Origin of the sequence: Pseudomonas cerasi (assembly GCF_027983475.1) — a bacterium.
Taxonomy (GTDB): Bacteria; Pseudomonadota; Gammaproteobacteria; order Pseudomonadales; family Pseudomonadaceae; genus Aquipseudomonas; species Aquipseudomonas cerasi.
On record NZ_JAQJVM010000002.1, the window covers coordinates 1,436,314 to 1,451,140 of the forward strand.

Annotated in this window: 14 protein-coding genes; 13 read left to right on the forward strand and 1 reads right to left on the reverse strand. The window is 60.7% G+C overall.

The genetic code is table 11. From position 1 onward, the window contains the following. Positions 1-7 precede the first annotated feature (7 nt). From urtA to PI739_RS15655, 12 genes are all read left to right on the forward strand, one after another. A complete protein-coding gene (gene urtA / locus PI739_RS15600) occupies positions 8-1,273 on the forward strand; it encodes an urea ABC transporter substrate-binding protein (RefSeq protein WP_058397068.1) in 1,266 nt (421 codons plus the stop codon). A gap of 214 nt (positions 1,274-1,487) precedes the next feature. Next, the gene (urtB, locus tag PI739_RS15605) at positions 1,488-3,077 is read left to right on the forward strand and encodes an urea ABC transporter permease subunit UrtB (protein WP_003368874.1); all 1,590 of its coding nucleotides are present in this window, start codon (positions 1,488-1,490) and stop codon (positions 3,075-3,077) included. Next, complete coding sequence (urtC, locus tag PI739_RS15610) at positions 3,077-4,156, forward strand: urea ABC transporter permease subunit UrtC (RefSeq protein ID WP_058397066.1); 1,080 nt, start codon at positions 3,077-3,079, stop codon at positions 4,154-4,156. The genes urtB and urtC overlap by 1 nt, the downstream gene beginning before the upstream one ends. Then, positions 4,153-5,013 carry an urea ABC transporter ATP-binding protein UrtD gene (gene urtD, locus PI739_RS15615; protein WP_003368877.1) on the forward strand — a complete coding sequence of 287 codons (861 nt, stop codon included), beginning with the start codon at positions 4,153-4,155 and terminating at the stop codon, positions 5,011-5,013. Before urtC ends, urtD begins: the two co-directional genes overlap by 4 nt. A gap of 101 nt (positions 5,014-5,114) precedes the next feature. Next, positions 5,115-5,813 (forward strand): urea ABC transporter ATP-binding subunit UrtE, encoded by a 699-nt coding sequence (gene urtE, locus PI739_RS15620; RefSeq protein WP_003368879.1) that lies wholly within the window; start codon positions 5,115-5,117, stop codon positions 5,811-5,813. A 48-nt stretch (positions 5,814-5,861) separates the two neighbouring features. Continuing rightward, complete coding sequence (locus PI739_RS15625) at positions 5,862-6,707, forward strand: urease accessory protein UreD (RefSeq protein WP_003431754.1); 846 nt, start codon at positions 5,862-5,864, stop codon at positions 6,705-6,707. A 302-nt stretch (positions 6,708-7,009) separates the two neighbouring features. After that, positions 7,010-7,312: an urease subunit gamma gene (gene ureA / locus PI739_RS15630; protein ID WP_003317023.1), complete on the forward strand. Its 303-nt coding sequence runs from the start codon at positions 7,010-7,012 to the stop codon at positions 7,310-7,312. A gap of 10 nt (positions 7,313-7,322) precedes the next feature. Further along, positions 7,323-7,865 carry a GNAT family N-acetyltransferase gene (locus PI739_RS15635; protein WP_248670930.1) on the forward strand — a complete coding sequence of 181 codons (543 nt, stop codon included), beginning with the start codon at positions 7,323-7,325 and terminating at the stop codon, positions 7,863-7,865. Positions 7,866-7,875: 10 nt separating this feature from the next. Then, on the forward strand, positions 7,876-8,409 hold the full coding sequence (locus tag PI739_RS15640; protein WP_003431756.1) for a GNAT family N-acetyltransferase: 534 nt from the start codon (positions 7,876-7,878) through the stop codon (positions 8,407-8,409). Then, on the forward strand, positions 8,406-8,714 hold the full coding sequence (locus PI739_RS15645; RefSeq protein WP_002555403.1) for an urease subunit beta: 309 nt from the start codon (positions 8,406-8,408) through the stop codon (positions 8,712-8,714). Before PI739_RS15640 ends, PI739_RS15645 begins: the two co-directional genes overlap by 4 nt. 331 nt (positions 8,715-9,045) lie before the next feature. Beyond that, the gene (gene ureC / locus PI739_RS15650; RefSeq protein WP_003368889.1) at positions 9,046-10,746 is read left to right on the forward strand and encodes an urease subunit alpha; all 1,701 of its coding nucleotides are present in this window, start codon (positions 9,046-9,048) and stop codon (positions 10,744-10,746) included. Between the two features lie 321 nt (positions 10,747-11,067). Next, positions 11,068-12,198, forward strand: coding sequence for a sensor histidine kinase (locus PI739_RS15655; RefSeq protein ID WP_003368890.1), 1,131 nt, complete (start codon positions 11,068-11,070; stop codon positions 12,196-12,198). Between the two features lie 75 nt (positions 12,199-12,273). Here the strand turns inward: PI739_RS15655 and cbpA are convergent, their stop codons facing one another. Beyond that, positions 12,274-13,218, reverse strand: a complete 945-nt coding sequence (cbpA, locus tag PI739_RS15660; protein WP_003368891.1) for a curved DNA-binding protein — start codon at positions 13,216-13,218, stop codon at positions 12,274-12,276. 327 nt (positions 13,219-13,545) lie between these two features. Between cbpA and PI739_RS15665 the strand changes: the two genes are divergently transcribed. Next, entirely contained in the window at positions 13,546-14,811 is a 1,266-nt protein-coding gene (locus PI739_RS15665; RefSeq protein WP_271352015.1) for an Hsp70 family protein, read from the forward strand. The last annotated feature ends 16 nt before the right edge of the window (positions 14,812-14,827 follow it).

Here is a 14,827-nt window from a genome sequence, read left to right on the forward strand (position 1 = left end):
CCAGTCAATGAAGCGTCGCAGCCTGATCAAAGCCTTTACCCTGTCCGCATCCATCGCCGCCATGGGGCTGACCTGGACCGTTCAGGCAGCCGAGACCATCAAGGTCGGCATTCTGCATTCGTTGTCCGGCACCATGGCCATCTCCGAGACATCGCTCAAGGACATGGCCTTGATGACCATCGACGAGATCAACGCCAAAGGCGGCGTCAACGGCAAGATGCTGGAGCCGGTCGTCGTCGACCCGGCGTCCAACTGGCCGCTGTTCGCGGAAAAAGGCCGTCAGTTGCTGACCCAGGATAAAGTAGCCGTGGTATTCGGCTGCTGGACATCGGTGTCGCGCAAATCGGTGCTGCCGGTCTTCGAAGAACTCAACGGGCTGCTGTTCTACCCGGTGCAGTACGAAGGCGAAGAGATGTCGCCCAATGTTTTCTACACCGGTGCTGCGCCTAACCAGCAGGCCATCCCTGCCGTCGAATATGTCATGAGTGAAGATGGCGGCTCGGCCAAGCGCTTCTTCCTGCTTGGCACCGACTACGTCTACCCGCGCACCACCAACAAGATTCTGCGCGCCTTCCTGCATTCCAAAGGCGTGAAAGATACCGATATCGAAGAGGTCTACACCCCGTTCGGTCACTCCGATTATCAAACCATCGTGGCCAACATCAAGAAGTTCTCCGCCGGTGGCAAGACGGCCGTTATCTCCACCGTCAACGGCGACTCCAACGTGCCGTTTTACAAGGAACTGGCCAACCAGGGCCTGAACGCTACCGACGTGCCGGTTGTGGCCTTCTCGGTGGGCGAAGAAGAACTGCGCGGCATCGACACCAAGCCACTGGTAGGCCATCTGGCCGCCTGGAACTACTTCCAGTCGGTGGAAAACCCGGTCAACAAGAAGTTCGTGGCTGACTGGAAGGCCTACGCCAAAAAGAAAAACCTGCCAGGCGCTGACAAGGCCGTGACCAACGACCCGATGGAAGCCACGTATGTCGGCATTCACATGTGGGCGCAGGCGGTCGAGAAAGCCAAATCCACCGACGTGGACAAGGTCCGTGAAGCCATGGCCGGACAGACGTTCGCCGCGCCGTCGGGCTTTACTCTGACCATGGACAAGACCAACCATCACTTGCACAAGCCAGTGATGATCGGCGAAATCCAGGACGACGGTCAGTTCAACGTTGTATGGCAGACCAAAGAGCCGATCCGCGCCCAGCCTTGGAGCCCGTACATCCCTGGTAACGACAAGAAGCCGGACGCCCCGGCGAAGAGCAACTGACCCCCTATCAACACAGCCTGATCGTTCCCACGCTCCAGCGTGGGAACGCAGTTCTGGACGCTCCGCGTCCGATCCTGAGCGCGCGGCTCGGTGCATGGTTGACGCAGAGCGTCACGAAAGGCATTCCCACGCAGAGCGTGAGGAACGAGCAGCGTCAGGGCGAACAGCCACAAATGTCTAGTGGAACGCCATAACAGACCAAGGCCATATTGATATGCCTTCTTATTTCTACCGTTTGATCCTCACCATCAGCCTGCTGCTGCCTTTGGCTGCCCAGGCCGGTGATGCCAGTGACTTTGTCGCAGCCAGTTCTTCGCAACAGGCAGAGCTGCTGGAGGCCTGGGCCGCCAAGCCTGTGCCGGAACGCGTCGAGCTGCTTGAAGCCTTGCGCGATGGCCGTGTAGGTGCTGACAGCAGCAAGCGCGCCTGGATCGAAAACAACGATCAATACGTGGCCGTCGATGCACAGGCTCCTGCCGCCGCCGATGCTCCAACGCCTGACGAACCGCGTAAATTGCGCTTGAACAACCGGCTGCGTGGCCTGGTTGAAACGGCGCTGGCCAGCCATCAGTTGCTGGCAGCCGACACACAACTGCGCATGGCCGCGGCCCTGCAATTGCAAAAAAGCGCGCGCCCTGCACAACTCGAGTTGCTGACCGAACGCGTGGCCAGCGAATCCGACTCAAGCGTCAAAAGCGCGCTGACCCTGGCGCTGGCCAACCTGCAAATGGTCGATTCCAGCCCGACAGTACGTCTGGCTGCCGTGCGGCTGCTGGGCGAAACAGGTGATCCGCTGGCGCGTACCCGTCTTGAATCATTGCTGGCACCCGGCGTGGAAACCGACGCTTCGGTACGCGTGGCGGCTGAAACCAGCCTGGCGCAGGTCAAGCGCAAGCTGATGATCGGTGAAATCCTCGGTCAGGCGTTCAGCGGCATGTCGCTGGGCTCGATCCTGTTGCTGGCGGCGCTGGGTCTGGCGATCACCTTCGGCCTGCTGGGTGTGATCAACATGGCCCATGGCGAGATGCTGATGCTGGGAGCCTACTCCACCTACGTTGTGCAACTGATGCTGCAGCGCTATGCACCGGGGGCCATCGAGTACTACCCGCTGATCGCGCTGCCAGTGGCGTTCTTTGTCACCGCCGCGATCGGCATGGCTCTGGAACGTACGGTCATTCGTCACCTGTATGGCCGCCCGCTGGAAACGCTGCTTGCAACTTGGGGCATCAGTCTGATGCTGATTCAGGCCGTGCGTCTTGCCTTCGGCGCGCAGAACGTTGAAGTCGCCAACCCGCAATGGCTGTCGGGTGGCATCCAGGTGCTGCCTAATCTGGTGCTGCCTTACAACCGCATCGTGATCATCGCCTTCGCGCTGTTCGTGGTGGTACTGACCTGGCTGCTGCTGAACAAGACCCGTCTGGGCCTGAACGTGCGCGCCGTCACCCAGAACCGCAACATGGCCGCCTGCTGTGGCGTACCGACCGGGCGCATCGACATGATGGCCTTCGGTCTGGGCTCAGGTATCGCTGGTCTGGGGGGTGTTGCCCTGAGCCAGATCGGCAACGTGGGCCCTGATCTTGGGCAAAGCTACATCATCGATTCGTTCCTGGTGGTCGTGCTCGGTGGCGTCGGGCAACTGGCCGGCAGCGTGATGGCGGCCTTCGGGCTGGGCATCGCCAACAAGATTCTAGAACCGCAAATCGGCGCTGTATTGGGCAAGATCCTGATTCTGGCGCTGATCATTCTGTTTATCCAGAAACGTCCGCAAGGCCTTTTCGCACTGAAAGGACGGGTGATCGACTGATGAGCCAGCCATTGATAGTAACTGCCGCGCAAAAAGTCGGGCCAAGAGGCACGCTGACTGCAGGCTGCGTAATACTGGTGGTGCTGCTGGCACTGCCGCTGCTGTCGTTGCTGCCTGCCGATAACGGCTTTCAGGTCTCGGCCTACACCCTGACCCTGGTGGGCAAGATCCTCTGCTACGCCATTGTCGCGCTGGCGCTGGATCTGGTCTGGGGCTACGCCGGGCTACTGTCGCTGGGTCACGGCCTGTTCTTCGCCCTGGGCGGTTATGCCATGGGCATGTATCTGATGCGCGAGGCCGCAGGCGACGGTTTGCCTGCGTTCATGACCTTCCTGTCGTGGACCGAGCTGCCGTGGTACTGGGCGGGCACCGACCATTTCCTCTGGGCGATGTGCCTGGTGGTATTGGCACCGGGACTGCTGGCGCTGGTATTCGGCTTCTTCGCCTTCCGCTCGCGGATCAAGGGCGTGTACTTTTCGATCATGACCCAGGCGCTGACCTTCGCCGGCATGCTGCTGTTCTTTCGCAACGAGACCGGCTTTGGCGGCAACAACGGCTTCACCAACTTCCGCAGCATTCTGGGCTTCAGCATCAGTTCACAAGGGACCAGAGCCGCGCTGTTTCTGGCCACGGTCGCATTGCTGGTGGCCAGTCTGTACATCGGCTGGCGCCTGGCGCAGAGCAAGTTCGGCCGCGTGCTGACGGCACTGCGCGATGCGGAAAACCGCCTGATGTTCTGCGGTTACGATCCGCGCGGCTTCAAACTGTTCGTCTGGGTCCTGAGCGCTGTGCTGTGCGGTCTGGCTGGGGCCTTGTATGTGCCGCAGGTCGGCATTATCAACCCCAGCGAAATGTCGCCGACCAACTCCATTGAAGCCGCTGTCTGGGTTGCCCTGGGTGGCCGCGGCACGCTGATCGGCCCGCTGCTGGGCGCAGGTCTGGTGAACGGCATGAAGAGCTGGTTCACCATGGCCTTCCCGGAATACTGGCTGTTCTTTCTTGGCGCGCTGTTCATCATCGTCACGCTGTATCTGCCCAAGGGCGTGATCGGCATGCTGAAGAAAAGGAGCGAGCAATGAAAACCACTCCGACCCCGTCTTTCATGCTGGAACCGATCCTGGCGCCAAACTCCGATGCCGGCACCAGCCGCGACGCAGTGGGGCTCGGCAAAAGCGCCGGCAAAGGCCTCAACACTCGCCACGGTACGATCCTGACGCTGGAAGACATCAGCGTCAGCTTCGACGGCTTCAAGGCCCTGAACGATCTGAATCTGTACATCGGCGTAGGCGAACTGCGCTGCATCATCGGCCCCAACGGCGCGGGCAAGACCACGCTGATGGACGTCATCACCGGCAAGACCCGGCCCAGCCACGGCAAGGCATGGTTCGGTGAAACGCTGGACCTGACGCAGATGACCGAAGTGCAGATTGCCCAGGCCGGCATCGGCCGCAAGTTCCAGAAACCCACAGTATTCGAGGCCTTGAGCGTGTTCGAAAACCTTGAGCTGGCGCAGAAGACCGACAAATCGGTGTGGGCCAGTTTGCGTGCGCGGTTGAGCGGCGAACAACAGGACCGGATCGGTGAGGTGCTGGAAACGATCCGCCTGACCAGCTCGATGCAGCGCCCTGCAGGCTTGCTGTCCCACGGCCAGAAGCAGTTTCTGGAGATTGGCATGCTGCTGGTGCAGGACCCGCAATTACTCCTGCTCGACGAGCCGGTGGCGGGCATGACCGATGCCGAAACCGAATTTACCGCCGAGCTGTTCAAGAGCCTCGCCGGCAAGCACTCGCTGATGGTGGTTGAGCACGACATGGGTTTCGTCGGCTCGATTGCCGACCATGTCACCGTGCTGCACCAGGGCAGCGTACTGGCTGAAGGCTCGCTGAACGACGTACAGGCCGATGAACGCGTGATCGAAGTGTATTTGGGACGCTGACGCAACGAACCGATCGTTCCGGCGCGCTGCGCGGGAATACCTGTCCAGACGCCCCGCGTCGCAACACTGCGATTACGCTGCAATAGACGAGAACACCCACCATGCTCCAGGTCGAAAAGCTTCATCAGTATTACGGCGGCAGCCACATTCTTCGCGGTCTGTCGTTCGATGTGAAGGTCGGTGAAGTCACCTGCCTGCTGGGCCGCAACGGCGTGGGCAAGACCACGCTCTTGCGCGTGCTGATGGGCCTGCTGCCATCCAAGGAAGGTTCGGTGCAATGGGAAGGCAAGACCATCACCCAGTTCAAGACGCATCAACGGGTACATGCCGGGATCGCTTACGTGCCGCAGGGCCGGGAAATATTCGGTCGGCTTACGGTCGAGGAAAATCTGCTCATGGGCCTGTCCCGTTTTCCGGGCTCCGAGGCCAAGGAAGTGCCGGCCTTCATCTACGAGCTGTTCCCGGTGCTGCTGCAAATGAAGCACCGCCGCGGCGGCGATCTGTCCGGTGGTCAGCAGCAGCAACTGGCCATAGGCCGGGCATTGGCGAGCCGTCCACGCCTGCTGATTCTCGACGAGCCCACCGAAGGTATTCAGCCCTCGGTGATCAAGGAAATCGGCGCCGTCATCAAAAAGCTCGCCGAGCGTGGCGACATGGCGATTCTGCTGGTCGAGCAGTTCTACGACTTCGCCGCGGAGCTGGCCGATCAGTACCTGGTGATGTCGCGGGGCGAGATCGTCCAGCAGGGCCGTGGCGAGAACATGGAGACCGACGGCGTTCGTGGTCTGGTCACTATTTGATGCGCCAATCCGTTATCGTGCAGCATTCGACAAGCCAATGAAGACACCATGAACCTGCCTGCCAACACCGCCCTCTTCACCCCCAGCTGGCACGCCGAGCTGGAATTGGGTTACGGCCGTTTCGATGACAGCACACGCCCGACGCAGCGGCGCCACAAAGGACCGCTGCGGGTGCAAAAGCATCTGTACGCCGAAGGCCCGGAGGTGTGCCAGCACATCATCGTTCATCCACCAGGCGGTATCGCCGGGGGTGACCGGCTGGATATCTCGGCCACCGTGGGGGCCAATGCCTGGGCACAGTTGACCAGCCCCGGCGCGGCCAAATGGTATCGCGCCGCCAGCCCGGCCTTTCAGCAACTGGAACTGCACGTCCAGCCTGGTGCGACGCTGGAATGGCTGCCGCAGGAAACCATCGTCTTCAGCAATGCCCAGGCAGAACTGAGCACTCGGATAGAGCTGCACGGTGATGCGAAGCTGTGTTACTGGGATGTAGTGGCGCTGGGCCGCCCGGCCAGTGGCGAGCGGTTCGAGCACGGGCATTTTCAGTCGCATCTGGATATACGTCGCGACGGCACATTGCTCTGGCATGAGCGACAACGCATTATCGGTGGCGACGGGCTGCTGGACTCGCCCATCGGCCTGGACGGCAGAACGGTGTTCGCCACCCTGCTGATGACCGGCGAAGTAAGCAGCGAGCTGCTCGAGGCCTGCCGTTCGCTGTCGATGCCCAACCCGGTACGCGGCGACCTGACTCAATTGCCCGGTCTGCTGGTCGCTCGCTGTCTGGCAGACGAAGCATTACACGCGCGGGCCTGGCTGATACAAATCTGGAAATACCTGCGCCCTGCCCTGCTGGGACGCGAGGCGGTAACGCCAAGAATCTGGAACACCTGATTGATGACTGGACGCTCTGCATTCCAGGCTACACCCTCGGCGCTGATGCACTCAGCGTGGTACATAAGTCCTGAAAAGCCCGAAAATCGGGGCTTTTAGCGCTTCTGCCCGCAGGGCGTGGGAGCGAACTTGTTCGCGAAGACCATGTTTTAGGCGCTGCATTTTCGGCGACTACACCGGCCCCTTCGCGAACAAGTTCGCTCCCACGGCCTTCGGCCAGAACCCAAAACAGACTTATACATAGCAATGAGGGCTCAAGCCTGGGAACGATCAACCACCGAATTTGAACAAACGGAAGCCCCATGGACCTGACACCACGCGAAAAAGACAAGCTGCTGATCTTCACCGCCGGACTGGTCGCCGAACGGCGTCTGGCACGCGGTGTGAAGCTCAATTACCCGGAAGCCATGGCCTACATCTCTGCGGCACTGCTCGAAGGTGCGCGTGACGGACAGACCGTCGCTGAGCTCATGCACTACGGCACGACCCTGCTGAGCCGCGATCAGGTCATGGAAGGTATCGCGGAAATGATCCCGGAGATTCAGGTGGAAGCCACCTTTCCGGACGGCACCAAACTCGTCACCGTGCATCAGCCGATTGCCTGAAGGAGTGATCATGCAGGACGTGATTCGCGATGCCCTGCCGGACGATCTGCCGGGCATTCTGGAGATCTACAACGACGCAGTGCTCAATACCACGGCTATCTGGAACGAGCAGCCGGTTGATCTGGCCAACCGCCAGGCCTGGTACGCCGCTCGCCAGAGTCAGGGTTATCCGATTCTGGTGGCCACCGACACCGCAGGCGAAGTGCTCGGCTATTCGTCGTTTGGCGACTGGCGGCCGTTCGAAGGCTTTCGCCATACGGTCGAGCATTCGGTTTACGTGCGCGCTGACCAGCGTGGCAAACGCTTGGGCCCGCGTCTGATGGCCGCCTTGATCGAGCGCGCCCGTTCCTGTGACAAGCACATGATGGTCGCGGCGATCGAAAGTGGTAACGCTGCGTCCATCGCCCTGCATGATCGCCTGGGTTTCAAGACCACCGGACAAATGCCGCAGGTCGGCACCAAATTCGGCCGCTGGCTGGACCTGACCTTCATGCAGCTCGACCTGTCGCCCGGTGCTCAGCCACCGGCTTCGCAAGCCCCCTCCGCCCTTTAGAGAGCACGCCATGAATCCAGCACAGCTGCGCCGCGTCACCGCCGAAAGCTTCGCGCATTACCGCCAGGGTCTGGCGCAATTGTTGTTCGATACGGTTCATGATGGCGCGTCGGTCGGTTTCATGGCCGACCTCGACATGGCGCAGGCCTACGGCTGGTGCGACGGGCTCAGAGCCGATGTCGCCGCTGGCTCTCTGCTGCTGTGGGTGGTGGTCGAGAACGAGAACGTCCTGGCCAGTGCGCAACTGTCGCTGTGCCAGAAGCCCAACGGCCTGAACCGCGCCGAAGTACAGAAACTGATGGTGCTGCCTGCGGCGCGCGGGCGTGGCTTGGGCAGGCAATTGATGGAGGCCGTTGAACAGGCGGCCGTGAAACACAAACGTGGGCTGTTGCACCTGGACACCGAAGCAGGCTCGGCGGCTGAAGCCTTCTACAGCGCGCTGGCCTACCACCGTGTCGGTGAGCTGCCGGATTATTGCGCCACACCGGACGGGCGCCTGCATCCCACCGCCATTTATTTCAAAACCTTGGGGCAACCGACATGATCCCTGGTCAATACCAGATCCAGCCCGGCGACATCGAACTCAACGCCGGACGCCGCACCCTCAGCCTGACCGTCGCCAACAGCGGCGACCGGCCGATTCAGGTGGGCTCGCATTTCCACTTTTTCGAAACCAACGACGCACTGACCTTCGACCGCGCCGCCAGCCGGGGCATGCGCCTGAACATTCCGGCCGGCACCGCGGTGCGCTTCGAGCCGGGCCAGTCCCGCGAAGTCGAGCTGGTGGACCTGGCCGGCTTGCGCAAGGTTTACGGGTTTGCCGGTCGGGTGATGGGCGATCTGGATTGAAGGCTTTTTGAATACCGTTCCTACGCTCCGCGTTCATCGTTACACACAAGTCTGCTTTTGATTCTGGCCGAAGGCCGTAGGAGCGAACTTGTTCGCGAAGAGGCCGGTACAGCCTCCAGAAACAGGGCGTTCGGACTAACGTCTTCGTGAGCAATGCGGATCGCCGCACCGGTCACACAGGCATCCAATCGGGACGTGTGTATGACGATGGGCACTCGGCACGAGGATCAAAAGCTTTGACGACTAACGACTTGCAGCTCGCCGCTGGTCGCTTTGAAAAACTTACAGTTTGCGGCCTGCAGCTTGCCGCTCTGAATCCGAGGTACGAAAGATGAAGATAAGCCGACAAGCCTACGCAGACATGTTCGGCCCCACCGTCGGCGACAAGGTTCGCCTGGCCGACACCGAGCTGTGGATCGAGGTCGAGAAGGACTTCACCACCTACGGCGAAGAAGTGAAGTTCGGCGGTGGCAAGGTCATTCGTGACGGCATGGGCCAAGGCCAGTTGCTGGCCGCTGACGTAGTCGACACGCTGATCACCAATGCCCTGATCATCGATCACTGGGGCATCGTCAAGGCCGACGTCGGCATCAAGAACGGGCGTATCGCGGCCATTGGCAAGGCGGGCAACCCGGACATCCAGCCGGACGTGACCATCGCGGTCGGCGCCGCCACCGAAGTCATTGCCGGCGAAGGCATGATCCTTACCGCGGGTGGCGTCGACACGCACATCCACTTCATCTGCCCGCAGCAGATCGAAGAGGCGCTGATGAGCGGCGTGACGACCATGATCGGCGGCGGCACCGGCCCGGCCACGGGCACCAATGCCACCACTGTCACGCCCGGCCCGTGGCACATGGCGCGCATGCTCCAGGCCTCGGACTCGTTCCCGATGAACATCGGCTTCACCGGCAAGGGCAACGTCAGCCTGCCCGGCCCGCTGATCGAGCAGGTCAAGGCGGGGGCCATCGGTCTGAAGTTGCACGAGGACTGGGGCACCACACCTGCGGCCATCGACAACTGCCTGAGCGTGGCCGACGAATACGACGTGCAGGTCGCGATCCACACCGACACCCTCAACGAGTCAGGTTTTGTCGAGACCACCCTGGCCGCGTTCAAGAACCGCACGATTCACACCTATCACACCGAAGGTGCCGGTGGCGGTCACGCGCCGGACATCATCAAGGCCTGTGGTTCACCGAACGTGCTGCCGAGCTCGACCAACCCGACGCGTCCGTTCACCCGCAACACCATCGACGAGCACCTGGACATGCTCATGGTCTGCCATCACCTGGACCCGAGCATCGCCGAAGACGTGGCTTTCGCGGAAAGCCGCATCCGCCGCGAGACCATCGCTGCCGAAGATATCCTTCACGACCTGGGCGCCTTTTCGATGCTCAGTTCCGACAGCCAGGCCATGGGTCGGGTTGGCGAAGTGATCATGCGCACTTGGCAAACCGCCGACAAGATGAAGAAACAGCGTGGCCCACTGCCGCAGGATGGTCCGGGCAACGACAACTTCCGCGCCAAGCGTTACATCGCCAAATACACCATCAACCCGGCGATCACCCACGGCATCAGCCATGAAGTGGGCTCGATCGAAGTCGGCAAGTGGGCCGACCTGGTGCTATGGCGACCAGCGTTCTTTGGCGTCAAACCGACCCTGATCCTCAAGGGTGGCGCCATCGCCGCCAGCTTGATGGGCGACGCCAACGCTTCGATCCCGACCCCGCAACCGGTTCATTACCGCCCGATGTTCGCCAGCTACGGCAGCTCATTGCACGCCACCAGCCTGACGTTCATCAGCCAGGCAGCTTTCGATGCCGGTGTACCGGAGTCACTGGGCCTGAAGAAGCAGATCGGTGTCGTCAAAGGCTGCCGCACCGTGCAGAAGAAAGACCTGATCCACAACGATTACCTGCCGGACATCGAAGTCGACCCGCAGACCTATCAGGTCAAGGCCGACGGGGTGTTGCTGTGGTGCGAGCCCGCGGATGTGCTGCCGATGGCGCAGCGGTACTTTCTGTTTTGAACCCAAAAAAGGGCCTCCCCTTCGGACGGCCCTTTGATGTTACCGACTTGGCCTGGTATTCGGTTACCTCGGGTAGAAATTTCGACCAGGACCGGCTTCGTCTTGCTGGCTTCAAGAGCTTCCTGTTGAAAGATCGCATCTGTAACCGTAATGACGCTCATGTCATGGCCCTCCGTTCGTATAGTCCCCGGAGGAAACATAGGACGAAGCGAATAGGACGTCTACTGACAGAAATGACAGCAAACGCCCTGTTTGTCGTGTCATGCAAAGGAGGTAATATGCGCCCATTCTTTCGTCACGCATCTCCAAAGGTAACCGGCCATGCGCCTTTCCGAATTCATCGTTATTCATGTGGATCGCATCGTCGATGAATGGGAAGACTTCGCCAGAACCCTGAAACCGGCGGCAGAAACGATGAGCAAAGCCGAGCTGCGGGATCATGCCAGGTCGATCCTGCTCGCCGCTGCGCGGGACATGAATACCGCGCAGAGCAAAAGCGAGGAGATTGCCAAGGCCAGAGGCGAAGAGTTGAACAAGACGCCAAGCCTGGACGAAGCAGCCAGCAGCCATGGCGAGTTGCGTCATGAGGTCGGCTTTGATCTGGTGCAGATGACGTCGGAATTTCGCCATCTGCGCGCCAGCGTCATCCGCCTTTGGGTAGAAAGCCTGGCAGCGCCGCAACTGGCCGATTTTCAGGACGTGATTCGTTTCAACGAAGCCATCGACGAGGCGCTTGCCGAATCCACCGCTGCCTATGCGGAACGGGTCGGCCGCTCACGGGATATATTTCTTGCCATTCTGGGTCACGATCTGCGCGCGCCGCTGCAGGCCGTCAGCATGTCGACGGAATTGCTGGCACGCAAGATAGCGCTGGACGAAAAGACCCAGTCCTATGTTTCGCGTATCCAGACCAGCACCCGCCATATGGGCTCGATGGTCAGCGATCTGCTGGAATTCGTGCGCAGTCGCTTGGGCGCCGGGCTACCGGTTGAACGCAAATACATGGATTTGGCCAGTGCTTGCCGTGAAGCCATCGAGGAAGCCTGCGCCGGGCGACCGGACTCTGTTCCGGTGCTGAACATCGAAGGCAACACCAAGGGGCATTGGGACGCCGGGCGGATCAGCCAGATGTTACAGAACCTGATCGGCAACGCCCTGCAGCACGGTGCGGCCAGTCACGAGATAACGGTCAGTGTTACGGGTGCCGAGAAAGCGGTGGTATTGGTGGTACACAACGAAGGCAAGCCGATTGCCGAAGACGCTATCGGGACGATCTTCGATCCGCTGGTGCGCAGCACCGAGGAAAACAGCGAAACACGCGGTACATCGACCAGCCTGGGTCTTGGCCTGTTCATCGTCAAGGAAGTGGTCAACGCCCACGGTGGCAGCATCACTGTGACCTCGACCATTGGTGAGGGCACGACCTTCAATGTGGTGCTGCCGAAAAACTGAGCGAGGCTGATTGCCTGCTGATGCGGGTGGCGCATCAGCCCATTCAGAAAAGACAGAATCGCAAGACCGCTACGCTCAACCCTTCCACTGCGCGCGAGGATCGAACGACGAACTGTCTGCCAGTTTCTGCCAGAGCGCCCGGGTAGCCTCGTCGGTGTGCTTGGGCACGACGACTTTCAACTGCGCGTAAAGATCACCGCGTTCGCCACTCTTGTTCATCAAGCCATTACCCTTAATCCGCAGACGCTGACCGTTCTGACTGTCCGGGCGGATGGTCAGGTTGATCCTGCTGGTCAGCGTCGGCACAGCGACCTTGGTACCCAGCACGGCTTCCCAGGGGGCCAGTGGGACGGTGATGACCAGATCATGCCCCTCGACCTCGAACAGCGGGTGCGGGGCCAGGCGAATGATCAGGTACAGGTCGCCATTGGCACCACCGCCCACGCCCGGCGCGCCCTGCCCCTTCAGGCGAATACGCTCGCCATCGACCACGCCCGCGGGAATCTTCACGTTCAGGGTCTTGGTGATATCGCTCATGCGCTGCCCGTTGGGGCTGTGCTGCGGCACCTTGAAGCTGACCTGCTTGGATTCCCCCGACAGGGTCTCTTCGAGGAATACCGCCAGTTCCATCTCCACGTCCTGCCCGGTACGCCCAGGGTTGCGGGTACGCCCGCCCTGCTGTGGCCGGCCACCGAAAATGGAGCTGAAAAACTCCGAGAAGTCTGCCGTTTCCTCGAACCCGCCTGCCCCGGCGCCGGCACGGCTTTGCCAGCCCGGCGGGGTCTGGAACGGGCGGCCCTGACGACCGTATTTGCGCAGCTCGTCATACTCGGCGCGCTTTTCCGGGCTGCTGAGTACCTCATACGCTTCGGAGGCTTCCTTGAACTTGTCTTCGGCGCCTGCCTCCTTGCTGACGTCCGGGTGATACTTGCGCGCGAGTTTGCGATAGGCGGTCTTGATCGCCTTGTCGTCCGCAGTCGGCTCCACGGCAAGTATCTTGTAGTAGTCTTTGAAATCCATGTAACGATCACCCATCCGAATTATCCGGCAAAGCCAGGTACGCTGGCGTCACGCGCCCAGCTCCCTCTGTCACGAGGCATCTGGATTACCTAACGTCGAAAAATATACAGATAGACCAGCTGCCTTTGTCGGCAGGTCGATAGCTCGACAACATAATGTCCGACAACAGGGTCTACCGAGAATCCCTTCAAGATTGGGGGTAACGGGCCTCAGTTCAAGCCTTGGTCGCAAATACAGCCAGGTAAATATAAGCGACGTGTCGCGCTACGCAATTTGCCCGCGCTGGCATAAACTGCGCGGCCGTTTTTTGACTGGAACGTAAAAGACATGAATGACCAATCCCCGGCCCGTGCCTGCGGTATCGATTTCGGCACGTCCAACTCCACTGTCGGCTGGCAACGACCCGGCATGGAATCGTTGATCGCGCTGGAGGACGACAAGATTACCCTGCCTTCGGTGGTGTTCTTCAATATGGAAGAACGCCGCCCGGTGTATGGCCGCCTGGCGCTTCACGAGTATCTGGAGGGCTACGAAGGCCGCCTGATGCGCTCGCTCAAGAGCCTGCTGGGCTCGAAGCTGATCAAGCATGACACCAGCGTGCTGGGCACGGCGATGCCGTTCAAGGATTTGCTGGCACTGTTTATCGGCGAGCTGAAAAAGCGCGCGGAGAAAACGGCTGGCCGCGAATTCGAGCAGGTCGTGCTGGGCCGTCCGGTGCATTTTGTCGATGACGACGCCCAGGCCGATCAGGAAGCCGAAGACACGCTGGCTGAAGTGGCGCGCAAGATCGGCTTCAAGGACGTATCTTTCCAGTTCGAGCCCATCGCTGCGGCCTTCGATTACGAGTCCACCATCCAGGACGAAGAACTGGTGCTGATTGTCGACATCGGCGGCGGTACGTCAGACTTTTCGCTGGTACGTCTGTCGCCCGAGCGACGCCGGCACGATGATCGTCAGCAAGACATCCTTGCCACCGGTGGCGTACACATCGGCGGGACCGACTTCGACAAGCAGTTGAGCCTGCAAGGCGTGATGCCGCTGTTCGGTTATGGCAGCCGCATGAAAAGCGGTGCGTACATGCCGACCAGCCACCACATGAACCTGGCGACCTGGCATACCATCAACGCGGTGTACTCGCAAAAATCGCAACTGGCCCTGGGCAGTATGCGCTACGACATCGAAGACACCGGTGGCATCGATCGCCTGTTCAAGCTGATCGAACAACGCGCCGGGCACTGGCTGGCCATGGAGGTGGAAGAAACCAAGATCCAGCTGACCCACGCCGACAGCCGCCATCTGCCTATGGATCGCGTGGAAGCCGGACTGAGCGTCGACCTGAGCCGGGTGATGTTCGAAGCAGCGATCGACGCCCAGCTCAAGCGGGTGCGCAACAGCGTGACGAACTTGCTGAACGATGCGGGCGTGAGTGTCGAACAGGTCAGCACGGTGTTCTTCACCGGCGGTTCAAGCGGCATCCCTGCCCTGCGCAACAGCGTCTCTGACATGCTGCCCAACGCGCGCCACGTTGAAGGCAACATCTTCGGCAGCATCGGTAGCGGCCTGGCCATCGAAGCGAAGAAGCGTTACGGCTAGTCATGCGCCTATCGTG